General features: G+C 56.4%; 29 protein-coding genes. 11 read left to right on the top strand and 18 right to left on the bottom strand.

Translation table 11 applies throughout. The features are described 5' to 3' along the window. Nucleotides 1–67 precede the first annotated feature (67 nt). The gene (locus tag HDF08_RS18960; protein ID WP_179640239.1) at nucleotides 68–553 is read left to right on the top strand and encodes a DUF4126 family protein; all 486 of its coding nucleotides are present in this window, start codon (nucleotides 68–70) and stop codon (nucleotides 551–553) included. 157 nt (nucleotides 554–710) lie between these two features. Then, the gene (locus HDF08_RS18955; protein WP_179640238.1) at nucleotides 711–920 is read left to right on the top strand and encodes a hypothetical protein; all 210 of its coding nucleotides are present in this window, start codon (nucleotides 711–713) and stop codon (nucleotides 918–920) included. 64 nt (nucleotides 921–984) lie between these two features. Here HDF08_RS18955 and HDF08_RS18950 read toward each other — a convergent pair whose 3' ends face one another. Genes HDF08_RS18950 through HDF08_RS18940 form a run of 3 tightly spaced genes read right to left on the bottom strand, consistent with a single transcriptional unit; the run spans nucleotide 985 to nucleotide 2,862 of the window. Beyond that, nucleotides 985–1,530: an AAA family ATPase gene (locus HDF08_RS18950; protein ID WP_179640237.1), complete on the bottom strand. Its 546-nt coding sequence runs from the start codon at nucleotides 1,528–1,530 to the stop codon at nucleotides 985–987. Between the two features lie 54 nt (nucleotides 1,531–1,584). Continuing rightward, complete coding sequence (locus HDF08_RS18945; protein WP_179640236.1) at nucleotides 1,585–2,031, bottom strand: thioredoxin family protein; 447 nt, start codon at nucleotides 2,029–2,031, stop codon at nucleotides 1,585–1,587. Nucleotides 2,032–2,091: 60 nt separating this feature from the next. After that, a complete protein-coding gene (locus HDF08_RS18940) occupies nucleotides 2,092–2,862 on the bottom strand; it encodes a hypothetical protein (RefSeq protein ID WP_179640235.1) in 771 nt (256 codons plus the stop codon). Nucleotides 2,863–2,881: 19 nt separating this feature from the next. Between HDF08_RS18940 and HDF08_RS18935 the strand changes: the two genes are divergently transcribed. The 3 genes from HDF08_RS18935 (at nucleotide 2,882) to HDF08_RS18925 (ending at nucleotide 5,604) form a co-directional block, all read left to right on the top strand. After that, entirely contained in the window at nucleotides 2,882–3,199 is a 318-nt protein-coding gene (locus tag HDF08_RS18935) for a hypothetical protein (protein ID WP_179640234.1), read from the top strand. Between the two features lie 124 nt (nucleotides 3,200–3,323). Beyond that, nucleotides 3,324–5,111 (top strand): M20/M25/M40 family metallo-hydrolase, encoded by a 1,788-nt coding sequence (locus HDF08_RS18930; protein WP_179640233.1) that lies wholly within the window; start codon nucleotides 3,324–3,326, stop codon nucleotides 5,109–5,111. A gap of 94 nt (nucleotides 5,112–5,205) precedes the next feature. Continuing rightward, nucleotides 5,206–5,604 carry a DUF302 domain-containing protein gene (locus HDF08_RS18925; protein WP_179640232.1) on the top strand — a complete coding sequence of 133 codons (399 nt, stop codon included), beginning with the start codon at nucleotides 5,206–5,208 and terminating at the stop codon, nucleotides 5,602–5,604. An 18-nt stretch (nucleotides 5,605–5,622) separates the two neighbouring features. Here HDF08_RS18925 and HDF08_RS18920 read toward each other — a convergent pair whose 3' ends face one another. The 6 genes from HDF08_RS18920 to HDF08_RS18895 form a co-directional block, all read right to left on the bottom strand. Then, a complete protein-coding gene (locus HDF08_RS18920) occupies nucleotides 5,623–6,189 on the bottom strand; it encodes a DNA-3-methyladenine glycosylase I (RefSeq protein WP_179640231.1) in 567 nt (188 codons plus the stop codon). 66 nt (nucleotides 6,190–6,255) lie between these two features. Next, nucleotides 6,256–7,113, bottom strand: a complete 858-nt coding sequence (locus HDF08_RS18915; protein WP_179640230.1) for a class I SAM-dependent methyltransferase — start codon at nucleotides 7,111–7,113, stop codon at nucleotides 6,256–6,258. Between the two features lie 18 nt (nucleotides 7,114–7,131). Then, on the bottom strand, nucleotides 7,132–7,971 hold the full coding sequence (gene accD / locus HDF08_RS18910; protein ID WP_179640229.1) for an acetyl-CoA carboxylase, carboxyltransferase subunit beta: 840 nt from the start codon (nucleotides 7,969–7,971) through the stop codon (nucleotides 7,132–7,134). 82 nt (nucleotides 7,972–8,053) lie between these two features. Next, entirely contained in the window at nucleotides 8,054–8,440 is a 387-nt protein-coding gene (locus HDF08_RS18905; RefSeq protein WP_257031276.1) for a hypothetical protein, read from the bottom strand. A gap of 149 nt (nucleotides 8,441–8,589) precedes the next feature. Next, nucleotides 8,590–9,366 carry a hypothetical protein gene (locus HDF08_RS18900; protein ID WP_179640228.1) on the bottom strand — a complete coding sequence of 259 codons (777 nt, stop codon included), beginning with the start codon at nucleotides 9,364–9,366 and terminating at the stop codon, nucleotides 8,590–8,592. A gap of 30 nt (nucleotides 9,367–9,396) precedes the next feature. Continuing rightward, nucleotides 9,397–9,564: a hypothetical protein gene (locus HDF08_RS18895; protein WP_179640227.1), complete on the bottom strand. Its 168-nt coding sequence runs from the start codon at nucleotides 9,562–9,564 to the stop codon at nucleotides 9,397–9,399. Between the two features lie 318 nt (nucleotides 9,565–9,882). Here HDF08_RS18895 and HDF08_RS18890 point away from each other — a divergent pair, with 318 nt between their 5' ends. Next, a complete protein-coding gene (locus HDF08_RS18890; protein WP_179640226.1) occupies nucleotides 9,883–10,125 on the top strand; it encodes a hypothetical protein in 243 nt (80 codons plus the stop codon). A gap of 166 nt (nucleotides 10,126–10,291) precedes the next feature. Here HDF08_RS18890 and HDF08_RS18885 read toward each other — a convergent pair whose 3' ends face one another. Continuing rightward, nucleotides 10,292–10,741: a 23S rRNA (pseudouridine(1915)-N(3))-methyltransferase RlmH gene (locus HDF08_RS18885; RefSeq protein ID WP_179640616.1), complete on the bottom strand. Its 450-nt coding sequence runs from the start codon at nucleotides 10,739–10,741 to the stop codon at nucleotides 10,292–10,294. Nucleotides 10,742–11,230: 489 nt separating this feature from the next. Here HDF08_RS18885 and HDF08_RS18880 point away from each other — a divergent pair, with 489 nt between their 5' ends. Further along, the gene (locus tag HDF08_RS18880; protein WP_179640225.1) at nucleotides 11,231–14,815 is read left to right on the top strand and encodes a TonB-dependent receptor; all 3,585 of its coding nucleotides are present in this window, start codon (nucleotides 11,231–11,233) and stop codon (nucleotides 14,813–14,815) included. Between the two features lie 147 nt (nucleotides 14,816–14,962). On the opposite strand, the gene rsfS is transcribed toward HDF08_RS18880, so the two are convergent. The 5 genes from rsfS to coaBC form a co-directional block, all read right to left on the bottom strand. Continuing rightward, complete coding sequence (rsfS, locus tag HDF08_RS18875; RefSeq protein ID WP_179640224.1) at nucleotides 14,963–15,532, bottom strand: ribosome silencing factor; 570 nt, start codon at nucleotides 15,530–15,532, stop codon at nucleotides 14,963–14,965. Nucleotides 15,533–15,648: 116 nt separating this feature from the next. Next, nucleotides 15,649–17,040: a methyltransferase domain-containing protein gene (locus HDF08_RS18870; RefSeq protein WP_179640223.1), complete on the bottom strand. Its 1,392-nt coding sequence runs from the start codon at nucleotides 17,038–17,040 to the stop codon at nucleotides 15,649–15,651. A gap of 161 nt (nucleotides 17,041–17,201) precedes the next feature. Further along, nucleotides 17,202–17,801 carry a nicotinate-nucleotide adenylyltransferase gene (gene nadD / locus HDF08_RS18865; RefSeq protein ID WP_179640222.1) on the bottom strand — a complete coding sequence of 200 codons (600 nt, stop codon included), beginning with the start codon at nucleotides 17,799–17,801 and terminating at the stop codon, nucleotides 17,202–17,204. Between the two features lie 27 nt (nucleotides 17,802–17,828). Beyond that, a complete protein-coding gene (locus HDF08_RS18860; RefSeq protein WP_179640221.1) occupies nucleotides 17,829–18,458 on the bottom strand; it encodes a hypothetical protein in 630 nt (209 codons plus the stop codon). A gap of 109 nt (nucleotides 18,459–18,567) precedes the next feature. Further along, complete coding sequence (gene coaBC, locus HDF08_RS18855; protein ID WP_179640220.1) at nucleotides 18,568–19,839, bottom strand: bifunctional phosphopantothenoylcysteine decarboxylase/phosphopantothenate--cysteine ligase CoaBC; 1,272 nt, start codon at nucleotides 19,837–19,839, stop codon at nucleotides 18,568–18,570. Nucleotides 19,840–20,099: 260 nt separating this feature from the next. Here coaBC and HDF08_RS18845 point away from each other — a divergent pair, with 260 nt between their 5' ends. The 4 genes from HDF08_RS18845 (at nucleotide 20,100) to HDF08_RS18830 (ending at nucleotide 23,575) form a co-directional block, all read left to right on the top strand. Continuing rightward, nucleotides 20,100–21,317, top strand: coding sequence for an OmpA family protein (locus tag HDF08_RS18845; protein ID WP_218884867.1), 1,218 nt, complete (start codon nucleotides 20,100–20,102; stop codon nucleotides 21,315–21,317). Between the two features lie 44 nt (nucleotides 21,318–21,361). Beyond that, nucleotides 21,362–21,847, top strand: a complete 486-nt coding sequence (locus tag HDF08_RS18840) for a YsnF/AvaK domain-containing protein (protein WP_179640219.1) — start codon at nucleotides 21,362–21,364, stop codon at nucleotides 21,845–21,847. Further along, nucleotides 21,844–22,656: a YsnF/AvaK domain-containing protein gene (locus HDF08_RS18835; protein ID WP_179640218.1), complete on the top strand. Its 813-nt coding sequence runs from the start codon at nucleotides 21,844–21,846 to the stop codon at nucleotides 22,654–22,656. The genes HDF08_RS18840 and HDF08_RS18835 overlap by 4 nt, the downstream gene beginning before the upstream one ends. A 142-nt stretch (nucleotides 22,657–22,798) precedes the next feature. Continuing rightward, nucleotides 22,799–23,575, top strand: a complete 777-nt coding sequence (locus HDF08_RS18830; RefSeq protein WP_179640217.1) for a bestrophin-like domain — start codon at nucleotides 22,799–22,801, stop codon at nucleotides 23,573–23,575. Nucleotides 23,576–23,617: 42 nt separating this feature from the next. On the opposite strand, the gene HDF08_RS18825 is transcribed toward HDF08_RS18830, so the two are convergent. The 3 genes from HDF08_RS18825 to HDF08_RS18815 form a co-directional block, all read right to left on the bottom strand. Further along, on the bottom strand, nucleotides 23,618–23,809 hold the full coding sequence (locus HDF08_RS18825) for a hypothetical protein (RefSeq protein WP_179640216.1): 192 nt from the start codon (nucleotides 23,807–23,809) through the stop codon (nucleotides 23,618–23,620). A gap of 267 nt (nucleotides 23,810–24,076) precedes the next feature. Next, nucleotides 24,077–24,625: a DUF4199 domain-containing protein gene (locus HDF08_RS18820; RefSeq protein WP_179640215.1), complete on the bottom strand. Its 549-nt coding sequence runs from the start codon at nucleotides 24,623–24,625 to the stop codon at nucleotides 24,077–24,079. 120 nt (nucleotides 24,626–24,745) lie between these two features. Further along, a complete protein-coding gene (locus HDF08_RS18815; protein WP_179640214.1) occupies nucleotides 24,746–25,219 on the bottom strand; it encodes a helix-turn-helix transcriptional regulator in 474 nt (157 codons plus the stop codon). Nucleotides 25,220–25,251: the final 32 nt, after the last annotated feature.

Genomic DNA, 25,251 nt, shown 5'->3' with positions numbered 1-25,251 from the left:
GGCAACCGGTACGCTGGGAAGATCTGTCACTCTACTGACGCTCGATCTTCCAGGGAAAGGGGACTATATGATGCAAATGCTGACCTGGCTGATTGCCATCCCCCTGCTAGGTCTCGTCACCGGCCTTCGTACAATGACCGCCATGGCGGTGCTTTGCTGGTTCGCCTACGCAGGTCATCTATCAGTAGACGACAGTTGGGCCGCATGGAGCGGAAAACTAGTGACCGCAATCATCTTCACCGTGCTCGCCTTGGGAGAGCTCATCGGAGATAAGCTACCGACAACGCCCAATCGGACGGCTCCGTTCCCACTGATCGCGAGGCTTGTCTTTGCCGGGCTGGTCGGAGCGATCGTGGCTGCAGGACTCAACGGATCCGGAGTCGAGGGCGTCATCCTCTGTGTGCTGGGAGCCCTGATCGGCGCCTTCGCTGGCTTCCTGATTCGCCGAGAGATCGTAGTGCGGTTGGGATCCAAAGACTGGCCCGTGGCGCTCGTCGAGGATCTCAGTGCTATCTTGGGCGCCATCCTGGCGATGGGGATTGTGACCGCATAGCGAGTATCAGTACAGCTAAGTTGCAAGACATTGCAGCGTCCCGGATACACCGAAAAGTATGGCAAAATCCAATCACGTCAGAGTAGGATGTGCAATACCAAAGCCCGTGGATGCCGAAAGTGAATCCCCGCCTGGGCTTGGACTGGTAGGTAGAGACATGACAAGAAGCATCACACGCATCGTGCTGACGATTTTGATGTACGCAGGAGTTGTTGTCTTCCTGTTTCCATACTTCACGGGACGACTTACGACAGGCATTCTTTTCATGATCATCGGTGCCGGGGCAACGGTTCTATTTGGAATACTCCGCTGCTACCTCACCGAAGGTGACTGCGGCCGCATCCCCCATCACAGCCGCGATTGGTAGGTTGTTTCCTAAACCGCTCGTGAACTCATTCGATTGCTTCCTAATCAAGCGATACGTCGCACGATCAAGTCAGCGATAGATCAAGCGCCAGTACTTCGGCGATTTTGGCGGCTGCTTGTAAAGGGGTACATAAACTTGTGTCGATCGAGAGCTGAGGTTTTGGCAAAAAAGATCCCTCGAATCCACCCGCCGCATGAATTTGATCAAACAGCGTCTCTGAGGTCAATTTGCGATATTGAAGCCGCGAGGGACTATTCAGACGCTTCTTCAACTCGCTGAGCGGGCAAACGAGTTCGACAAACTCTACGTTGCCCCCTCTCTGCGAAATGGTATGCAAAGCGTTCTGAAGAAAGCTGTGCCGCACCGTCGGTTCGGGGGCGAAGGTAAAGATGAGGGCCGGCAGGTGGCTGAGACTGGCCTGATCAAATACCGAAAGCCAGATCTCTTCCCGAAGCGCGACGAAACCTGGCGTACCAAAGTCGAACACGGATAGAAGCAGGTCGACCGTGAGATGGTTGTGGAAAAGCTTGTAGCCGGTCATCGCTGCCAACTCCTGCGCGACGCTCAACTTTCCAGTAGCGGGCAGACCATAGAGGAAGATCAGCTTCATCGATTCGTATCCTTCACACGCAATAACACCGCGCCAAGTATACGAGTCCATCCCTCAAGCCGATCGAGCCGCAGCAATAGATCGCAGCCATCCCTCCATCACGTCGTGCCCCACAACGCCAGCCTGCTGTTTCACCAGCTTGCCGGACGAAAAGACAGCAAAGTTGGGGATACCCCGCACCTGGAACCGCGCAGCGAGTTGCTGGTGCTTGTCGGTATCGACCTTCAACACAAGGGCGTCTCCTGCCATATCCTTCGCCGTGCGCGCGACCTCTGGAGCGGCAGTACGACAGGGGCCGCACCACTCCGCCCAGAAGTCAACAAGTACGGGGACGCGCGAGTTCTGGACAATCTCGTCGAAGAGCGCCGCGTCTACCTGCAAAGGCTCGTCGAGCGGTGGCAGAGGGGTTTTACAAGCTCCGCAACGGCCAGTGTCAGAAAGGTGATTCGCGGCAATACGATTCTTCTGGCCACACTGTTTGCAACTCCGAATTACAGGCATTGACGTCTCCCATCCCACGGAAATTAGATGTTTTTCTGCGCGAATACCATGGCCGACATCTCAGGCGCGGCGGCGATATCGGATGGAAAACTCATAAGTAGGATTCGGCGGAAAAAGCCGCGCCACCAGGCGCAGACGATCTGCAAGAGCCAGCGGAGCGAGCAGCGGATACTCCCGCTCTCGTAGTTCGGAGTAGTCGAAGTCTACCGAGAGCGAAAGCTGATAGATAGCAACGGCGTCCGAGAAGGCAGATTCAAGGAAAGCCGTTTTGGCCTTCTCATCGATCACCGGTTTGCCATCAATCTTTTCCGTCTTCCCGCCAAGCGCGAGACCGCGGCTCTCCCAGGCATCCTGGCTGGTCTCACCGCGAACATCAGCCAGAGCCTGTCCCCAGACGAGCTGATCAAAGGCCTGTGGAACGCCCACCGCATCGACGAAGGCGTGGCCAACATTGATGAAGAACTCGAACGCCAGCGCAAAGCGATCCCCAAGCAGACGAGTAGAAATGAAGACGCCTTCCGTGCCATCGTGCGTCACATTGCGATGGCAGATCGCCTGGTCGCCAAGTTCAGGCGTATAGGCCGGCGCAACCATCGTAGCTTCGCTGCCTCGCGCCTCGCTCAAAGCAAGCGGCACAAAGTAATAAGTCTTGCGCGCGATGGCACCCGAGATGGTGACCGGCACAGCCTGGACCATACGCTCGAGGTCAAGTGCCTCAAGATTATTATCCCCAAACGCCGCGTAACGAATGCCGTTTGGTGTCTGCTGCACCACTGCGTCGCGGATCACCTGCGCCGCCTGTACCAACTCGCTCTGAACACCTTCTGCCATAAAGCAGTATTCTACTGGTATGGCGCAAGCATCGCAGAACGGAAGTTCAGCCTCGCCTCGAACCTTTGGCGCGGGTTATCTCTTTGGTGTACCTCTGGGCGATCTGGGCTGGTTTACCAGCCTCCTAATGAGTTTTGCACTGGGGTTTGCGGCTTTCTTCGCGGCGACCTTCTGCGCAATCTTCGGAGTTCTCTTCTACAACACGGCAACCCACCATGCGGTCGATTTTTCGCTGACTTATACACGGATCGGATTGCCGGTGGGTATCTTGGTACTGCTGGTGGCGCTGTCTTACCTGGGTACCCTGTGGATACGCAGGCAGCTGCGCAGAAGCTGATAGTCAGTCAGATAGTTTTCGCTCGGTTCTCCAAATTAAGTCTGAGAGACATTTGCTCGATGCGGTCTGTCGGTGATATCTGCTATTCTTCGCTCTCAGAACACTTCCTGGAGGACCATTAAGCATGTCATTCGTTCGTGCCATTGCGCGTTGGAGCTGCTGTACGGCTGCAATCGCAAGCTTCGCCGTCCCTTCCGTTGCCGCCGATAAGAAAGCCAAAGATGCCACGGTTGAAATCCCCTCCTACTACGGACCGCAACCCGCGACCGAGAACATCGATCTCACCATGTATGCGCGCATCCGAGAAGAGGGTTTCAAACACTCACACGTCATGGAATTCGGGGGGGCGTTGGCTGATGGGATCGGACCCCGGCTAACCGGCTCGCCGAACATGGCGAAGGCCAACGCCTGGACGCGCGACACGCTGACGAAGATCGGCCTGGAAAACGCGCACCTCGAAGATTGGGGTGAGTTCGGCATGGGCTGGCAGCAGATCAACACCTGGGTGCGCATGATATCGCCTGATCCAGAACCGCTCTGGGCACAAGCTGCCCCGTGGTCCCCTGCAACCAACGGTCCTGTCACCGGCGAAGTCGTATACATGAACGTGCAAGAGATGAGCGACCTCGAAAAGTACAAAGGCACGCTCAAAGGCAAGATCGTTCTCCTGGGCGCAATGCGTCCCACTCCGGACATCACCGAGCCGCTATTCCGCCGTTACACCGACGCAGAGCTCAAGGAGATGGAAACCTATGAGTCGCGTGGCGGACGCTTCACCCCGGGTTCCCCAGAGTTTGCAAAGTTCCTCGCCGACCGAATGAAGATCGCCGAGATTCGCAAAGCCGCTCTCAAGATGATGGCAGACGAAGGCTCGCTTGCCGTGCTGACACCGAGCCGCGACGGAGGAGACGGAGGCGGAACCGGCATCATCTTCGACGACAACGGTGCGAACCTCGCCCGCGATGCACAGAAAAAAGAAAACGCAGTCACCATTCCCAATGCCGTGATGATGATTGAGCACTACAACCGCCTCGGACGCATGGTAGAAAACCACGTCCCGGTAACGCTCGAGCTCAACATCGAAACGAAGTTCACTGGCGACCACGAGCATGGCTTCGACACAGTCGCGGAGATTCCTGGAACCGATTCAAAGTTGAAGGATCAGGTCGTCATGGTTGGCGGTCATCTCGACAGCTGGATCTCCGGTACCGGCGCAACCGACAACGGCGCAGGTTCGATCGTCGCAATGGAAGCCGTTCGAATCCTGAAGTCCCTCGGCATCAAACCAAAACGCACGATACGTATCGCGCTCTGGTCTGGCGAAGAGCAGGGCCTGTTTGGTTCGCAGGGATACGTCAAACAGCACTTCGGCACTTTTGCAGAGCCAAAGGTTCCCGAGCCTGCAAGCGTGCCTTCCTTCATGCGTCAGCGCGGCGCGCTGTCCACGACCAAGGAGTGGGAGACCCTCGACGCCTACTACAATCTGGACAACGGCACCGGCAAGGTACGTGGCGTCTATACACAGGAGAACTGGGCGATTGCCCCGATCTTCAAGCAGTGGATCGCGCCCCTCGCCGACCTCGGCGTAACGACAATCTCCTACCGCAACACCGGCGGCACCGACCACTTATCGTTCGATGCGGTTGGCCTTCCCGGCTTCCAGTACATTCAGGATCCGTTGGACTACGAGACGCGAACCCATCACTCCGACATGGACACCTACGATCGTTTGCACGCGCTCGATCTCGAGCAGGCAGCGGTAGTCGAGGCGATCTTCCTCTACAACACCAGCGAGCGCGACGTTATGATGCCGCGCAAGCCGTTCCCGCATCCGGAGTTGGAGAAACAAAGGACCGCGCCAATTCCCGAAATCTATCCCAACGCAGTCCCGCCCGCCAACGCAGCGAAGTAAAACACAAACAGCTATCGTCGCAAACTCACAGATACCCTCTCATAGGGGGTATCTTCGTTGAGTGGGCCAACACTCAACTTGGGAGGGTTGATTTATGACCGATCAGCAGACACACGAAGGGATAAAATCCTGCACCAGCCGCTACTCTGTTGACGAAACAGTCTCCCGTCTCGAAGCTCTTCTCAAAGAAAAGGGAGTCAAGCTCTTTGCGATCGTGGATCACTCCGGCGAGGCGTCCGCAGCAGGCTTCGAGATGCATCCAACCAAGCTGTTGATCTTCGGAAGCCCGAAGTCTGGCACTCCTGTCATGCTTGCCGCACCCAGTGCAGCCCTTGATCTCCCGCTAAAAATTCTTGTCGCCGAAGGAGCCGACGGTAAGGTCTTGCTCTCCTGGAACGACCCCGTGTGGCTCGAGCAACGACACGGCTTCCCAGCGGAGTTTACCGCGAACCTCGCCGCAGCAGGGTTGCTTGCCGCCAAAGCCGCGCAATAGGCTCGCGCGCTACACCTATCAGACGACCTTACGCCGAAAGCAATCCGGGCTGTGGTCATTCACGATGCCGACAGCCTGCATCCACGCATACACAATCACAGGGCCTACAAACTTGAAGCCACGCTTCTTCAGTGCTGCAGAGATCTCTTCAGACAGTGGAGTCTTCGCGGGAACAGCCCCTGTATTTTTGATCGGCTTATTGCCAGCCATCTTCCAAACGAAAGTTGAGAAGTCCTCTCCCGCGTCGGCCATACCCATGTAAATCCGTGCGCCATTGATGGTCGCTTCAATCTTGGCGCGTGAACGAATAATGTCTGCATTCTGCAGCAGGCGCTCAACATTGGCTTCACCCATACGAGCAACCTTCTCCGGATCGAAGTTCCGAAATGCTTTGCGAAAAGCCTCGCGCTTCCGTAGGACTGTGATCCAGGACAGTCCTGCCTGAAAGCCATCGAGCATCAGCGCCTCCCACAGCACGCGACTGTCGCGCTCCGGCACGCCCCACTCTTCGTCGTGATACGCGCGCATCAGTGGATCGTTGTCTGCCCATGCACACCGGTGAACAGCCTTCTTCGTCTTGGTCATTCGGCAGCCATCTCCTGATAACTATTCAATCCTACGATCCTACGATGGCTGGCACGCCAGTGGACATCAAAGCCATGCACTGAGCAAACGCCCCGCGCTCCCAAGCACCTTCAGCGAGTCGGATCGTCCAGTAAAGTAGCGGGTATTAATCTCAGCAGACTCAAGGTCTTCAAGATTGCGGAACGTGCTTAGTTCAGCAGCGATCTCAGGCGGAGTGAAGAAGAGTTTGAATGGCTCTCCGGCCTGTTGAACCCGCGAAGCGAGCGAGTCATGAGCCAGTTGTTCGAAGAATGGAAGCGCGGACCGTGGTTGACCGTAATCAAGAATCAGCGCACTGCCCAAAGCCTGCGATGCGAGGAATTTGGTGGTAGCGCGGAAGGCCTCAAGCGTAAGGTATGGGACCACCCCAAGCCAAGCGAACACAGTTGGCGCCTGCGTGTTGAATCCGCCGGCCTGTAGCTGAACGAGGAGAGATTCCTCTTCGAAGTTCACTGGCACATAAGTAAGATTCGCTGGCGCAGAGAGCGCAGTATTTTCCAGAAGCTCGCGCTTCCACTGCTGCGTAGCCGGGTGGTCTACTTCGAAGACGCGAAGTTGAGGATAGGGATTGCGATGGGCAAACGTATCGAGCCCCGCCCCCAGCAAAACATACTGCCTGACACCCTGCGAAACGGCCCGGGCAAGAATGTCTTCGGCGTAGCGACTACGCGCAACTAGGAAAGCCCGCAGGCTAACCGAGAACGGCCGATCCTTTCGATCAGGATTGCGAGTCGGAGTCCTGCGCAACTCCTCCGCATAGAAGTCGCCGAGGATCGGAACAGCAACTGGGTCTTCGAAGACAAGTGGCTTCGCATCGTAGAGTTGGTGCGCCGCGCGTCGCAAGGCTACGCGAAGTGCCGTGCGTGATGGACTCGCCGATTGCATACAATCCGCTAACCGCCCCTAAGCGCCCATCCAACTCAAGGTCTGCGAGAGGTACTCTTTCATCTCTTTGCGCGGAACGATCGCATCAAGGAACCCATGCTCCAGGAGAAACTCGGAGCGCTGAAAGCCTTCGGGCAGCTTCTGCCGAATCGTCTGTTCAATCACGCGAGGACCCGCGAAGCCGATCAACGCCCCAGGCTCTGCAATATTCAGATCGCCTAGCATCGCGAAGCTAGCCGTAACGCCACCCGTAGTCGGATCGGTCATCACCGAGATATAAGGAATCTTCGCATCATCCATGCGTGCCAGACCCGCAGAGATCTTCGCCAGTTGCATCAGCGAAGCAATGCCCTCCATCATGCGCGCACCGCCGGAGGCCGCAACAATTATCAGCGGATGTCGCGTTGCAAGCGAGCGGTCCACCGCCCGTGCAATCGTCTCACCGACAACAGCGCCCATGCTCCCGCCGATAAAGGCGTACTCCATTACGCTCAGGACAACGCTATGCGGCCCCAGTTGTCCAACTGCATTGACGATCGCGTCATTCAACCCTGTCTTCGCCTGCGCCTCCGCAAGCCGCCTCTTGTAGGGTTTCAGATCGGTAAAGTTCAACGGATCGGTCGAGCGAAGTTCCAGGTCAACGAGTTCATACCCCGGCTCCAGCAGATTCTCAATGCGCGTCCGAGCGTCAATGCGAAAGTGATGACCGCAGTGCCAGCACACCTGCTGGTTGGCTTCGAGCTCAGCCTTGAATAGAATTTTGCCGCAGTCGGAACAACGGATCCACAGCCCCTCGGTCCGAACTGTCTTCTCCGAGTCGTTGACGATCTCGTTATCTTCGCGCTTGAACCAACTCATCCTTGCATGCCCTTTCGACCGTCGCCCTGTTCATTGTAACGACTGAACAGTCTGCTCGGTGCGTTGGTGGTTGAGCTGGAGGTTAGAGCGCTTCGGCAAGACGAGAGTAGAGACCGGCATGATTGGTCTCATACAAAATCAGCAGCCTCTGCCGCATCAGGTAGTACGAAGAGGCCACTTCGTGCAGATAGAAGGGAATCCGCATCTGTTGCCTTCCCAAAAAGGTCGCCAGCATAATCTGTGTGACTGCGCGACGCAGCTGCAATCCATCGCGGCGCATCCGCTCCGCGATGATGATGCCTTCATCGAAGTTCCAACGTTCGACGTAGGAGGCGAGCGCGACCAGGATTCGGCCGTTTTCGCGCATCCGCTGTACCCCTTCTAAGCCACCCATCAAACTCCACATCTCGGCCGGTTCCAGCTCAAGAGCATCCTTCTGTGGCACAAGGTGATTCAATGCCACTGTCATCAAACCTTTTGACTCAATCGGATGCAGCTTGGCCACAAGCTCATCCCACGTACAGCGAGCCAGACGCCTTGCCGTCAAATAAGAATGGAGAAGGGCGCAGCCCAATAAAACAGTAACCAGTGCGGTGATGACTATGGGTGCCATATGGGTTACGTGTGGTCGCGCGTCCGAGTGACCTGCTGAAGATCGTACTGCACTCTGCTGTGAAGCGCAACGAGATAATCTTTCATTTCGTTCGAGAGGGGTGCACGGACGCGCTCCGGCCTCCAGAAGGCGACAGCCCAATACAGTAAGACGGCAATGTAGAGGAAAGAGGGGAAAAGCTGAACAACTCTATACTGTTGAGTCCAACCCAGAAAGATACTGGCCAGATCACTGACAGCGGAACCGAACGCCCAAAGCGTCAATCCCTGCGCAAGGGCCATCACGTGGTTGCGCCACTCCAGCCCTAACCTATTCGAAGCAAATAGCATAGCCAGAAAAAGCTCACAGTCGAGCAAGGCAGTGAAAAGGTCTCCTCGAATCTCCCAAATCCCCGCCGTCGAGCCCGGAGGCGTCTTTATTGCAAGACAAAGCCCAACAGCAAGGGCTGTGCCAGCCACCCCGGCAAAGACAAACGAAGAGCGCGCGTCGCGAACCCATGTCCCGGTCGGGCGCAAAACAACACGGGCGATCTCGAAGATCAGACCGAGTTGAAAGAGTACGTCGCCTCCACCGGTAATCCAATACGTAATCCCGTAGACCTTCGCTGTGCTGTAACGCGAAATCAGGAAAAGCCCAATGGCAACGAAGGTCGAATAACCAACGAAGCAGGTAAAAATAGGAAACTGGCTCCATCGCTGGCGAAACAGCAACACGAATAGCAGGGCGGCGAAGCCGATAAAGTTCGCCGCCCAAATCAGGTTGTCCAGAGCCGTAAAATTCATTCCTGCCTCGCAGGCGTATTCGGAACGATCTTACAGCCCGAAGACGGAGATGACGATACTTGCGTAATCGCCAAGAGAAAGAGCAACAGAAGCTACCTGCGGATGGGGATTTCCGCCCGAGATGTTCGCAAACATGGGAGCAGCGGTGGAGAAGAGGATAGCGGCGGTGAGCGCGAGATTGCGGATTGACTTATTCATGGGGAAGGCTCCTTGTGCGCAAATGTGCGCTTGCATCAGCCTAGGCCATGTATGCTTTCTAATTAAGAAAAAACATGCGCTAAACCTACACAAAAGAACCATCTATTGTGGGATGGACGATAAAGTCGTTCTCGATTACGACCATCTCCGGCCTGAACGAACAAGAGTCGGAGAGTCTGTTGTGGCGACTCCAGACGGTACTCTGAGAGCAGTGGCCGTCCCAAGTGAGGCAGTGGCAACACATGCCGGACACCTACCTGCTCGCGCACCATCATGCAGGGCCCCGTGTATCGTGTGTCAGGGGCCGCGGAGGGTCAATTGCCGTACATCTATATCGACAGGATCTTCCATGAACTGAGGCCGGAGCTGTTATCGGCCATGCACTCCGCCCTTGAGGCACAGGGACGCAAGGGGCAAGTCGACGTAGACCGTCTTTATCGTGCGTTTACCCGCGCAGCAGCCGGAAAATGTGCAAATCCTCAGCGCGTCTCCGAGAGATGCCTAGCCGAAACCACAGCCTCCAAGCCCCGCAAGGCCAAAGACGCGCGAATCGACGAGTAGAAGTGTGCTCGCAACTCTTACCTTTAAAGAGCAGATCTTCTGACCCTGCAAGCTCACCTCAGCTGAGGGGCAGGGCGACCATCGACCATCCCGCCAGATGCAACTGTAACTGTGTCTGTCGACACGCCAAGTCGATAAACAGCGACTGGCGAGAACCAACAAATGTTCAGTGCCCTGAGTGATAAGGGTGGCCAGCCAGGATGGTGAAGGCGCGGTAGACCTGCTCTGCCAGCACAACTCGCGCCAACTGATGGGGTAAGGTCATGCGCCCTAGAGATAGAAGCAGATCTGCTCGCTGCCGCGCCTCTGGTGACCAGCCGTCCGCCGGCCCAATTGCAAACACCAACCGCTGCGTTCCCTCATCGCGAAGCCGCCCGATCCGGCCAGCAAACTCCTCCGAGCTAAACTCCTGCCCTCGACTATCAAGCAAAATCCTATAGGCACGAGTTCGACCTTGGTGCTGTTCCAGCCATCCTATCAATGCTTTTTCCGATTCAAATGTCTGCGAGTCGCAGGGCGTATATCGAACGATGCGGTTGAGGTAGTCATCGAACCAACGTCCTCCGGCTTCGGGGAGCGATCGCCTTGATAACACCGCTGCGAGGGTAGTCTTCATGTTCATCAATCTCATATTTCGAAGAGTTTTGCGGCAGCCCATAAATCGCATCGCAAATCGCGTTCACCACAATCTGAATATAGGAGCCAAAATGTACTAATTTTCATATTATCGACTTTCCATATTTTCAAACGAAATTTACTTAGACAATCGCCCGATTTACGCAAGGAATTCAGCGATGGCAGTCACTCTCATAAGAGAGCGGCATCAGCACTAAATCTTGCCCAGTTGCAACCATATTTGATTTTCAGTAGATATTTATCGTCTCAAGGCGTTTCCGTTCTTTGCTAGACGGGAAATACGGCCAAAAGATTACATTCAGGGCCAAATTTTCATTTGGCCAGAAAATTGCTCCATTACTTCTCATAGCAACCAACTAGTTCTTCAGATTCAGGCGGGGTCACAAAGATGACCGGAAACCTATCTCTGATTTCGATTGGCTAACGCGCTAGAGGTATGCAGCGAGTTTTGAAAAAAAGGGGAATCTGAATGAAACGGTTATTGGGATTTGTTTTTGTGCTGGTGGCCCTGGCAACTATGAGTCTTGGTCAAGCCATTTCTGTGAATGGTGGCTCGATTCAGGGAACAGTAACCGACCCATCGGGTGCGGTCGTCTCCGGTGCCATCATTAGGGTTACAAGTGTTGACCAGGGCTCGGTAAAATCCGTCAAGGCAGATTCCGCCGGTATCTACGCTGTCGGTCCACTCAACCCAGGTTCTTACTCCGTTTCTATCTCCGCTCCGGGTTTTGAAAACCTCTTGGTAAACACCGTGGTTCGTACCGGAACTGTGACCAATGGAAACTTCAAGCTCACCCTCGGAAAATCGTCGGAGACAGTAGAAGTCAATGCAGGCGCCCTCCAGGTCAACACCGACCAGGTTGGCGTCAGCGACGTAATTACGTCAGAGCAGATCAAGAGCTTACCCGTCAATGGGCGTAACTTCCTCGACCTCGCCCAAATCGAGCCTGGCGTCATCCTTCAAAGCGGTGAATCGTTCGACCCGACCAAAGCAGGCTACTCCGCAATCTCGGTGGGTGGCGTCTCCGGTCGTACAACACGTATCCTCCTCGATGGCCAGGACATCACCGACGAGTACGTCGGAACCACCATGTTCAACGTCTCCCAGGGTGCCATCAGCGAGTTCCAGCTCAATCGCTCGACACAGGACGTATCCGGCGAAGTAACCTCAACCGGTCAGGTTCTCGTCTCGACCAACTCCGGAACCAACGCCTTCCACGGCGAACTCTTTTACGACTTTCAGGATCACCGCGCTCTATTTGCCCGCGCTCAGGACGGCCAGGACCCTCCGTTTCAGCGCAATCAGTTCGGTGGAAGCGTAGGCGGGCCCATCCTCAAGGACAAGTTGTTCTTCTTCGCCAACATTGAGCGAATCAAGCAGGATTCTTCCTCGGTCTCCCCTGTGAACGCCGCCGGACTCTTCTCGGCCATCTTCGATGCTTACCCAACCATCCCATCGCCGTACCGTCTCACGTACTCCACCGCGCGCGTCGACTACAACGGCCCGTTGGGAGGTCATTACTTCGCTCGTGTGAACTACGATGTCGATTCCGTCTCGTCGAACTTCGGAAATGGCTACTGGATCTATGCGAATCGGGACAACACTCCTGGTTATGCGTTTGGTGCCGACTTTCAGAACGGTCATTTCACCCATTCGTTCCGTGGAAGCTATGAAAAGTTCCACAATTTGATCGTCGACAAGACTACGGGCGATACAAGCATCTATAACGGCATACCTGGGTTTGCCTTCTATAACCTTGCTCAGAAACTTTATTCCGGTCCTAACGACAACGCTCCTCAGCAGACCTTCCTCTCCGATAAGCAGCTTCGCTACGACGGTACTTGGACAAAGAATAAGCACAGCTTCAAGTACGGATACAGCCTCAACAGGATTCAAGGTGGTGGGTTTGCCTCCTTCTTCGGCGTTGGGCCTCGCGGCTCGGAGTCAACCGCTACCCTTCTTGCGAATTGCAACGGCATTGCGGGCGCTGCCCCCTGCCCCGACGATCCCATCAAGGGCTACCACGTAAACACGCTCTATCTCGGCAACGGGCAAGGATCAGGTACCGAGACTCCTGGGTTTGGACTCACCGGCGGCGGCGTGGCCGACTGGCGTGAGGGAGCATACTTCTCCGACAGCTGGAAGGTGACCCCAACCTTTACACTTACGGCTGGTGTTCGCTGGAGTGTTGATACTGGCCGCGCCAACCAGGATCTCGCTACCCCACTCTGCAACACGATTGATCCCACGCAAGTCACCCCTGCGTGCTCAGGTACGTCTGCTATCTTCGCCCAATTCAATCCGGCATACGGCAAGAACGTTCACCAGCCCTATGGGAACTTCGGGCCTCAGATCGGATTCAACTACAGCGTCAGCCACAACACAGTCGTTCATGCTGGATTCGGTATCTTCTACGAGGGCGACGTCTTCAATAACACCTCGAACGCTCGTACCAATCTCCTGCAGACTGGTGCTTTCAATGTCTACAACCCGTATTGCAGCACTGGTGTCTACGCCGTCCCATTTGCAGATGGCACCTCAGTCACATCCGTGAATGGGGTCTCGATCCAAAGTCTTTGCAAGGCTCCTCTCTCTGTATCGGGCCCGGCTTTCATTACTCTTGAACAGGAGTATCAGGCAGCCGCCAGGACCAATCCCCTCTCCTCTAACTCGAACTACGTTGGAAATACCTTAAGCGTCAACAACATCTACGGGGCCCCCTACCGGACGCCGTACTCTGAACAATGGAACGCCGGCTTCCAGCGGGCTCTCTCCAGGGGCGCGATCGTATCCGTCGACTACATCCACAACTCGACCTTGAAGATCGGTCAACAGGTCGATCAAAACCACGTCGGTGCTGCCCGATATCTCAACACAGCGGCGGCGCAAAACGCCATCGCTACCACTACTGCCAATTTCGGCTGCGCTGGAGGCTACTCTTCCTCCGCAATCACTTGCGCCATCGCCGCAGGAGCTCTCATCACCGACTTTGCTTCGAGTGGATTGGATTCCGGCAATCAGTATCTCGGTGGCTTCCCAGCCTCCTACGTCGGCAACGGCTCTCTGACCCCGTCTACCGGAGCTGCCTTTCCTGGTGCCAACCCTGCTCTTGGAAACGGCAACTTTATTATTCCAATCGGCCGCTCTGGATACGATGCCTTACAGATCGTCTACAAACAAATCACAGCCCACCCCGCCCCTGGCATCGAAAACATGAACCTGCAGGTGTCGTATAACCTCTCGCAGATTGTCAGCAGCTCCAACAACTCGACAGGCGACCAGTTCTTCAGCGGTCTCTCCTACGATAACGACAATCCTAACGCCTACATCGGCCGCGCTGGGCTCGACCGCTCCAACCAGCTCTCAATGGGCGGTGCGTTTACGGTCAAGCATGGTCCGATGGTCAGTCTTGTCGGTCACTTCGCCTCAGCATACCCAACCACTCTGACACTCGATCAGCAGTCTCCTACAGCCGGTATCTTCCTTTCCGATATCACGGGCGATGGTACCATCGGCGATCTGGCTCCTGGAACCCTTCCCGGTGCCTACATGCACAGCGTCAAGCCAACAAACCTTGGCAAATACATCAACAACTTCAACGCAACCCAGGCAGGAAAACTCACTCCGGCTGGTAATGCCCTCGTCACAGCTGGGCTCTTCACCCCTGGTCAACTCAGTGCGTTGGGCGGCACGATTCAGCCCCTCGGCACTCTCCCGCAGACCAGGGCACTCAGCAATCCAGCCTTACGTACACTCGATGCCAGCTTCTCTTACCCGATTCGTCTGACTAAATTGCGTGAAGGTCTTAGCCTTGAACCGGCTATCTCTTTCTTCAATATTGCGAACTTCTCCAACTACTCAACCGGTACCACCAGCGCGGGGATTCTGGAGAACACAACAAGTACAGGTGGCCCCGTCAATAATGACAGTGGTTATCTGTCTGGCATCAACGACTTTGCAACGCTTAGCGCAAATCGCGATCAGCGCGGTTCGGGAACATTCGATCAGGGCGCCTCACGTAGTACTCAGTTCCAGCTCAAGCTGAACTTCTAACCTTGGCTGCATAACCAAAAGAAAGGCGGAGAGCTTTGGCTCTCCGCCTTTCTCTGTCTTTGGTCGTGCAACTCAATCGAAGACGCCTCATCTCACGAATAAAGCTCACAACAAATCAACTAACATTCCAGGCACGCCGCAAGGGGCCTATTTCTTTGAGGTCTTCTTCGGAAGAGTCTTCTTTGACGCAACCTTGGCTGCGGTCTTTTTCGATGCGGCTTTCTTGACAATCGACTTTTTCGCGGTAGTTGTTATGGCTGTCTTCGCAGTATTTTTCTTAACCGCTTGCTTAGCTGGAGTTTTCGTCTGTGATTTCTTCAAGCGACTCTCCTTGATTCGGGAGCTTACTTCGGCATCAAGATCCGCCACACTGATTGTGGTCGCTGACTTACGAAGCCGTTCCAATCCATAAAATGCGCGCTTCTCCGCAGAGAAAACATGGACGATGAAATCGACATAGTCCATCAAAATCCATTCGCCCTGGCGGCGTCCTTCGACAGAGTTGGGATAAACCCCAAACTCGCGCTTCAGGCGCAACTCAATCTCATCGGTGATGGCCACGTTCTGTCGGTCGTTGGTTCCGTTGCAGATCAGGAAGTAATCGGTCAGGCCGCTCTCGGCTGGATCCAGCGCGAGGATGCGGATATCTTCAGCTTTCTTGTCTTCGCAGGCGGCAGCGGCAGCAAGCAGCAGCTGATTGCTTTCAATTGAGGGCATGAGACTCCTTGGAGTTCCATGGTAGCGGGTTGCGGCCTCGGAAGCCAGCGTCTAAAGCGCACGGAAACTGGCAACTTCATCTCCACGCACCAAGATTCTCTGATCGCTCCCATGCCCTATCGTTTCTGAAGGTGAAACAAGATGCGCCTATTTGCCAGCGTCAACTCCTCTGAGACCGTGAAGTGCCTCCCGAAGGCCTCGCGAAATGCCGTTTCGGTAATGTGTCGGTAAAGTACATCGCGCCCGCGCAAAAGCTCACGAAACTTCGGATCCGTCGCGGGCACCCATTCCACAATCAGGTGTTGCGTCGTCAGCTCGCTGCAGAGTTCGGCGATGCGGTCCATCGGAATCTGATTGTGCAGCAGCAGATGGTGCAGTACGGCGAGCATGATCACCGTGTCGAAGTGGCCTGCACAACGGCTCAGGAAGGAAACACTCTCCCGGTTCTCCCATCCAGTAGCCGGGCTGGGGTGAGCAAGATCGACGCACAACGGAAGGATATTTTTTCCGGTCCCCTTCAGGCCAGAATACAGACGATCGATCGCATGCAGGTCCGTGTCGATCGAGACCACCTCGGCACCGGCATCCGCGGCCAGATTCGAATACACCCCGGTGTTGCCGCCCACATCGAGCACCTTCGCAGGGCGCGCACTCCCCAGTGCATCGCTCACAAATCTGCGCTTGCCGGCATGGTCTTCCTCGCTGTAGTGGCTTGCCGTCTCAGCGTAGTGCGACCAAGTCGACAAGCGGTGGGACGGCGTCACATGCCGCATGTCTTCCAGCAGCGTCCTTATAGTCTTTAGCAGAATCTGTTTCGCAAGGTCGGGATCTCTCAAGGATTGCGGCGTCCCCTTGCCTGTCCTACCCTTCTTCGTCTTCGCGAGCAGCGACGGTAGCGTCACGGTCGAGAGGGCAGGCCGCCGCAGCCGCGAAGCAAGCGAAAGTGCCGGGTAGACCTCCTCCGGTTCATATCCATCGCGACGGGTTAGCGAGGTTCGCAGAGGCCACCCCAGCCGGGAGTAGGCCAGCATTGGCAACAGAAACGTTCGGACGAACTGGCCGTACGCCAGCCAGATCGGCTGATGCGGCTCTCTGCGTTCGATCGAAAGCACGTCGACAAAGACCGGTCGCGCTCCCTGGAACAGCACATTTAATGGCGTTGCGTCCTTCAGCTGCCAGCCCTGTTCGACCAGATCACTGCACAGAGTCAGAGTAAGTTCTGCCGCAGCAAGCCACATTCTTGGACTCCACTCCCATGGGTAGGACTGGAACGAGATGCGCGGATGGCGTAGCACCAGCATCTCAGCGTCAGGGGATGACACGACCTCGCTAGCCACAAGCCGTCCCTGCGCAACTAAATCCGTAGCGAGCGGAGTCGCCAGGAACGTAAGAATCTCCGCGTCGAAAGGAGCTCGCACGCTCCGGTAAGCTCCATCGGGACGAACTTCGATGCTGCCCGCCGGATCGCGAAACGTGGGGAGTGAGGGAGGTGACAAAAGCTCAGCCATAGAAAGTTACGATTCTGCTGCACGCACAAAAGCGGCCGGTTAACTAGCGAAAAGGATCCTTGATAAGGCGCAATACTTGTACAGACACACTTCCATTCCAGAAAGTTTCGAGCAAAACAAAGTTTCGCGGTGACGAAAACCAAGGCTCAGAATGGGTCTGCCTATCGATAAAGATGGTGGCTCTGTATGTAATTCAGAACACCCGGCGCAATCAGGTCGACACAAGGATCACCCGCTTCCAGCCGTTCGCGAAGGTCAGTGGCTGCAGTATCGTCTTGTACGGTATCGAGCAGATGAACGCGGCTCTGCTGATGCACATCGAGCCCCAACGAAGAAAGATCCTGGATCGGAAACCCCGGCCGGCTCACCACGATCCACTCGGCGAGCTCCAGCAGACGTTCGGGTTCGTGCCATCGCGGCAGGCCGAGGAAGCTGTCCGCTCCCACTAGATTGAAGAGTGTGGCTGCTGGCATTCTCCGTGCCAACCCGCTCAGAGTCTCCACGGTGTAGTTCGGTGCGCCGTCGGATCGAGGCGCATCGAGCGCAGAGGCCGCAAATCGAGCGTCCTCAAGACACGCAAGCTTCACCATCGCGAGCCTGTCTTCGAATGAAGTCACCGTGCCATCAAGCTTCAAAGGTTGACGCCCAGCAGGAGCAAAAAAAACGCTATCCAGCGCAAACTCATCTGCAGCTGCGGTCGCGATGGCAAGATGTCCATGATGCGGAGGGTCGAAGCTTCCACCAAAGAGAGCTAAGCGCATGCACTATTCTCTCGTGAGCCCGCGCTCTTAGAACGGAAGATGAAAGACAAACCCCATGCTGACCTGTTTGATCGGGTAGTTGTGGCTGTAATTCCCAAAAGGATCCAACCCTCCGTACCCGAACTCGGCAACTCTCCAATCCATGATCGGCAGCAGCTTGAGATCCAGCCCAGCCAGTCCCTCATATTCGAAGTTGTTGTAAAGAATGTTTTGGCCAGTGGATGTTGTATACGAGAGACCATAATCGCTTCGGCCAAGTCCTACCGAACCTTGAACGTAAGGTTTTAGCCAATTCTTAGGAGTATGAATGGCAGCACGAACTCCGCCCAAGACGGAGTAAATGCGCGTCCCATTATCGTTAAAACTGACATTGGCGCCTCGCTTGGTGGTTAGGATGCTGCCGCGCAGATCAGCCCCAAGCGTGATAGGTCCGAGCTTCTTGAAATCGTAGTAGATACCGCCTGTGCCGCCTAGAGGATCAGCTGTGTCGGTCCGTGCGTTCGGTCCGGTCGTCGTGGGCGCGGGTAGAGGCGAAGACTTAATATTGCTCAGCCGATCTACGGTGAACATCCCGTAAACGCCGAATTGCGCGTGAGCGGAGGAGACACTGACAAGGGCAAGGGCGGCAAGAAGGAGGAACGCTTTACGGAAACTCATGTGCCGTTAGTTTACTAGTTCGCGCGTCCCCGGTGCACGGGAGTCCGCGAATTGTACCCCGCGAGGGATCCTCTTCGGAAGGAAGGAACACTCCACGGAGACAGATCCCTCAGTGTGCAGCCCCAATCCGCAGCTTTAGTACCTCGTCCAGAATTCGCTCCGCCATCTCCGTCTTGCTCATCACCGGAAACTCAACCGTGCCGTCCTTGGTCAGAAAGCTGCCCGCATTCTGCTCAGAATCGAACCCGATTCCATCCTTCGAGACATCGTTGACCACCACCGCATCCACGCCCTTGCGCTCCAGCTTGGCGCGTCCATTCGCCACGGCATTCTCGGTCTCGGCCGCAAACCCTACCACCAGCGTTCCGTCCCGCCGCCGCCCGACGACCTCGCGCAAAATATCCACAGTTCCAGCCAGCTCCAGCGAGACCGCCTGCGCCCCCTCACGCTTCATCTTCTGACCCGCGACATCTTTCACCCGGTAGTCACTTACTGCCGCCGCCATCACCACTACCGTCATCTCATTCAGCCGAGCCATCACAGCCGCCCGCATATCCTCCACGGTTACCACATGCTCTACCTCAACTCCCGCAGGACAGGGCAGTCCGGTCGGGGCACTGATCAACATCACCTTCGCGCCACGTCTCCTTGCCGCCGTTGCGACTGCGTACCCCATCCGCCCGCTCGAACGGTTCCCGATAAACCGCACCGGATCGATCGCCTCCCGAGTCCCCCCTGCGGTCACCAGCACTGTCTCTCCGGTGAAGTCCCGGCCCTGACCCACCGCGCCCTCGGTGCCCTCAGCCAATGTCTCCACAATCGCCGCGACAATCTCCGTCGGCTCCGCCAGCCTTCCGCCTCCAACCATCCCGCAGGCCAGATACCCGCTCCCCGGCTCAATCACTTTCACTCCACGCGCTCGCAGCGTCGCCACATTCGCCTGCACCGCCGGGTGCTCCCACATATTAACGTTCATCGCCGGAGCAACGATCACCGGAGCCGTCGTCGCCAGGTACATCGTGGAAAGAAAGTCATCTGCCAGTCCATGCGCAAACTTCGCCAGCATATTCGCCGTCGCCGGAGCTACCACCAGCAAACGCGTCGATTGTGCCGCCTGAATATGCTCCACGCTGCTGTGTTCCACCGGCTCATCGTCCTCAGCCGACCCCGTCCCTGCCTCCTCGCCCCATAGAGAAGTAATCACTTTATGCCCGGAGATCGCCGCAAAGGTCAGCGGCCGCACAAACTCCTCTGCCGCAGACGTCATCACCACATGCGGGTCATATCCTGCATCCTGCAGCAGACGTACCAGCTCCACCGACTTATAAGCCGCAATCCCACCACAAACCCCGACCGTAACTTTTATCCGCCCCGCGTTCATCGCATCCTTTACGTTGTTACTTAGCGAAATGGTCTCACAAGCGCCTACCCCCCTTGAACGCCTCCCCCCGCTTTTACACCAGTTAGCGCCCCAAGTCTGGTGCAAACCGAGCAGGGAGTATCAAACAAGTAATTCATGCAGCTAAAAATCTATTGTAAAAATTATTCGCACATGCTTGCGTCATCGGAGAGAAGGGGCATAGGCTAGCCTCGAAACAGGAACGACGGACCATGCTTTTCCATCCCCAGGAGGCAACACCCGTGCAGAACTCCTCGCTCGCAACCCTCTCCGCTGCCCTCCCCGCTCAGTCAATTCAGAGCATTGCCAGCCACTTCGGGGCCTCGGAAACAACTGTCCTCGATGGCATTCAGTCTTCCATAGCCACCGTCGTCAGCGGTCTTTCGCAGAAAGCGGGCGATCAGGGCTTTCTCAGCCAGGTCTTGAAGCAGGCTTCGGCAACCCCGGAGAACGCCGTCAGCTCTGCGCTCTCTAACGGCTCCCTCACCAACCCCACCTCTCCCTTCCTCACAGGAAGCTCCCAGTTCCTCTCGACGATCTTCGGTGGCAGGCTAAGCTCCATCACAGAGGCGCTTGGCAGCCAGACGGGCCTGCGTTCCGCGGCGGCCTCAAGTCTTCTGGCAATCGGCGCACAGACGGCGCTTGGTTTCATCGGCAGTAAGGTTCGCGACGGCAGCGTTAGCCTGAGTACTCTCCCAGGCTTCCTCGCACGCGAAAGTGACGCGTTGAAGGGCCTACTGCCGGAAAGTTTCCACCGCCAGCCTGTCCCCGTCTCCACGCATAAAGTCGACGTCAACCCGGTCATAGCTCAGTCCGTGCGAGTCGAAGAGCGTCGCTCCATCCTGCCCTGGCTCCTCGGCCTGCTGGCGCTCGCACTTGTGCTGGGTTTCTGGTGGTATCGTTCGCACCAGCCCACAGTCGCCACGCAACCCGACACAACCGTTCCCGCCGTACCCACTCCAGCCCCGGCCACAATCACCTCTTCCACCGGCACCGACCTTGGTACCTTGGTTGACGCCGCCCTGCCCGACTCCACCACCCTTCGCATCCCCGAGCGCGGCGTTGAGGGTAAACTCCTCGCCTTCATTAAAGACCCAGCCCGCACTCCTGACAAAACTTCCTGGTTCGACTTCGACCGTCTCCTCTTCGACACTGGTTCTGCTTCCCTGCAGCCCCAGTCCACTGATCAACTCAACAATATCGCCGCCATCCTCAAAGCCTACCCTGCTGTCCATCTCACTATTGGCGGCTACACCGACAACACCGGTAACGCCGCGCAGAACCTGAAGCTCTCTCAGGATCGCGCCAACAGCGTCGTCACTCAATTGGAGACGATGGGCATCGCCCGAAACAGACTGGTCGCCAAAGGATACGGCGACGAGCACCCAGTAGCTGACAACTCCACCGCGGAAGGTCGAGCCCTCAACCGCCGCATCTCCATGTTGGTCACGGCTAAGTAGCAACCATCTCCCCAACCCAACGCTTTGCTTCGAGGTTCTTCATCATGAATCCGTCCCTTGATCACTCGGACGCGGTCGACACCGCAGTCACAAGAGTCGACCGCGAAACTGTCATCCCGGTCTTTGAAGAAGAGCTCTCCGTCGCCAAGCGTGTCGTCGAAACCGCGCGCGTGCGCGTCTCCCGCGTCACTCATACCCACCAGCAACTGGTTGATGAGCTCCTGCAGCAGGAAAAAGTTGAGGTCGAACACGTCCCCATCGACCGACAAGTCGAGGTCATGCCCTCCATACGTCAGGAAGGCGATGTCACCATCATCCCCGTCGTTGAAGAAGTCCTCAAAGTGGAACGGCACTTGGTACTCAAAGAAGAAGTGCACATTCGACGGATTAGAAAAACAGAGCGGTATCAGGAATCAGTCACATTGCGGAGGCAGGAAGCCCAGGTCACTCGCCTCCCCATAGAACAACCTGCAGTCCCTGAAGCGGGGGCTCAATCCAATGCAGCCGAACCCAGAAAGGAATACCGATGAGCACCTACGAGAAGATCGTCACTCTATTCGATACTGCAGATCATGCGCAGGCAGCCGAGACCAACCTCCAGCACGCAGGTTTTCATGATGACGAGATCAGCATCGTCAGCGGAAAAGATCTCCCCACGAGCGATACCGCCTTGCGCGAACCAGGCCTCTGGCACCGCCTCTTCGGTGGCGACATCGAACAGCATGAAGCGACCGTCTACGCGAAAGCCGTCGAATCCGGCGGAGTCGTCCTCACCCTCCGCGCCGCAAAAGAAGACGTGCCCAAGGCGATGGCCATCCTCAACCAGCACAACCTGGTTGACGTAAAAGATCGTGCCGTCGACACTGGCGTTATCTCCAAGGAATCCGCGGCAACCATCGCTGCTCCGGCCGCTGCTGCCGTCGCCGCTGCGGCTGCTCTGCCCGCAAGACCCGTAACCTCCGATCTCGGAAAAGATCAGGTCCTCCGTCTCGCCGAAGAACATCTCGAAGTAGGCAAACGGCTCGTCGAGCAGGGCACCACGCGTATTCGCCGCTTTATCACCGAGAAGCCGGTCGAAGAGAACGTGACCTTGCACGAAGAGCATGCCGAAGTCGTACGCCGCGCCGTTTCAGATCCTAACTACGTCAAGGATATCGACTGGTCCGATTCAACGATCGAAGTGCTCGAAACCGCAGAGGAGGCCGTCGTCTCCAAGTCCTCTCGCATCGCCGAAGAAGTTGTCGTCGGCAAGACCGGCTCTGATCACGTCGAGACCGTACATGACACAGTTCGTCGCCAACAGGTCGAAGTCGAGCGCGTTCCAGCCAACAAGAAATAGCAGTAAAGATAGACTGCGTCCGGGCACAACCGCAGGAGAGGTTCTCTTCCTTCGGTTGTGCCGGGAAGCTACCTTCTTTGCATTTGAATCTCAGACTTCGTCCCGAGGAGAGACATCCGTGGATCTTCATTGGATTTACGACTTGTCCAACTGGCTTCTCGGAACGCTAATCGTCGGCGTCTTCACCGTCGTTGGTTTAGCCGGACTCTATCTCACCCGGCCCCTGGTCCGTCGCCTTCACCTGATCGACCACTCCCACAACGACATCGTTGGCTTCTACCTCGCCGCAGTCACCGTCTTCTACGGCATCACCCTCGGTCTTGTCGCCGTTGGAACTTGGGAGACCTACTCCGAAGTCGAAAACAGAGTAGACCACGAAGCCATCGCCGTAGGCGCCCTCTACCGCGACATCGGCGCCTACCCTGAGCCTGTGCGCTCGGCCTTGCAGAACGATCTGCGTACCTACACCCGGCAGGTCATCGACGTAGGCTGGCCCATGCAGCAGCGAGGTATCGTACCCAACAATGCCAGTGGCGCCCTCTCGGATTTTCAGAGAGACTTTATGTCCTTTGAGCCCACCACCGAAAGACAGAAGATTATTGCGGCGGAAGCCTACCGCGCCTTCAACGACCTCACCGAAAGTCGACGCGCACGTTTGAACAGTGTCACCGCCGAACTACCGGGACCCCTCTGGCTTGTCGTTATAGCGGGAGCGATCCTCAGCATCGCGACCACATGGTTCTTTCACACGGCAAGTTTCAAGATGCACTTGTGGATGACGATCATGTTTTCAGCCCTCATCGGGCTGCTTATCTATCTCGTAGCCTCGCTCGACAATCCTTATCGCGGACGTGTCAGCGTTACCCCGGAGCCGCTCGAGCGTGTCTACCAGCAGATTATGGTCTCGCAGCCGAAGTGACCCCTACGCCACAGACCCCAACGACCGGCGTCGACTTCAGCCCTAAGCCTCGGTAAGCTCCTCAACCAGCCTGATCGTCACCGACTCTCCGTTTTCGATTGCCACCAGATAGCCCACCTGCGGAACGATCACCACATGCGAACTAGCCTGGCAGTTACCATCCTCACGTAGTTCGTGCTCGACGATTGCAGCCAACCTTGCCCGGGTGAACCTGCTCTTTAGCTCTTCAGCCATTCGGTTTCCTCTTTCGTTTGAAGGACCTTGGCACTCCAAACATAGGGAGTGGGTGTCCAATATCAAAATCTGAAGAATTATTTTTGCCAATCATACATAAGTTGCACATAAAATGGTGCAACTAAAGTGTTGCTCTCGCACCAGTCCGATCACACCGGTCTCTAACTTGATTCACCTGCGCTGGAATGAGCGAAAACATGAGTCCGCTACAGCGACGACCTGCTAACCGCCGGCGAGCTAAAACTCGTACTCTTCTACGCAAAGCTTTTAAGCTGTCGCGGAAAGCGAAGCTGGTTGGGATTGGGGCTTCTTGCGTAGGATGGCTGCGGAGACAAGGGTAATGAGGAGTCCGACGGGGAAGGGTTCGATGAAGGTATAGAGGGCGTTGACGAAAGGGTTTTCGTAGAGCTGTTGGGAGTGGCGGATGGCAGCGACCTTGGCCTGGATGGCTTCTGTGGTGCCGGGCGAGGATTGAACCTTCTGGATTTGGTGAGCGAAATAGCTGTCCATGAAGCCGTGGAGGAAGTTGAAGTAGACGATCTCCCACGTGACGACATAGAAGAGGCAGGAGATGAGGGTGATGCCAATGCCGATGCCGAAGGCGCGGCCGAAAGTGATGGAGCCGCCGGCGAGGTTGTCCCGGTAGGAGCGGATGCCGAAGTAGACAAGGAGGAAGGAAAGCACGATGGTGGTGTACCCGATGACCAGGGCTTTTTGGCCGTGGTTGAGGTCGCTGAGGAATCGGAGGGTGCCGCACATCATGACGGAGGAAAGAACGCCGGAGATGAGGCCAAAAACGAGGATGGTCTTCTTCAATGTGAGGCTCCTGTGGAGGTGGACTTGAAGACACTTTGCGGGTCAGAGGCGGCGTTTGTCGTCATGCTTTTGGGTGATTTTGGGGTGTGCAGAATAAATCATGCTTTCGGAGGAACGGTTTTAGGGGAGGAGACCTAGTTGTTTGCCCAGCTGGACGGCCTGGGTGCGGCGGCGGGCGCCCAGCTTGTCGAAGGCCCGGCTGCAGTGGGTTTTGACGGTGTTCTCGCTGACGAAAAGGCGGTCGGCGATCTCGCGGTTGCTGAGTCCCTGAGCGATAAGGTTGAGGATTTCGAGCTCGCGCGGAGTGATGCCGAGGGCGTCGAGCTGGGGTTGGTTCAGGGCGAAGGGGGCTTGCTCGGCTGGCGCGGCGGCGGGGATGAGGACTTCGCGGAGGATGATCTTTTCCCGTGGTTTGGTGAGCTTGATGCCCAGCCAGATGCCGAAGGCGGCGAAGAGGATGGCGACAATGGCGCCATAGATTTCGAAGGAGTGCTCGATGACCAGGAACTGGTACTCGGACCAGCGGAGGACGGCGATGAGGACGCCGCCGACGAGGCCGAGAAGCAGGACGTGGCTGAGGACGGAGCGCTTCATGTCTGTTGGGTGGATTTTACTGCGTGTCCCAT

The organism is Tunturiibacter empetritectus (assembly GCF_013410875.1).
Classification (GTDB): Bacteria; Acidobacteriota; Terriglobia; order Terriglobales; family Acidobacteriaceae; genus Edaphobacter; species Edaphobacter empetritectus.
The sequence above is the reverse complement of the archived record's forward strand: the minus strand, read 5'-3'. Positions and strand labels throughout refer to the sequence as shown.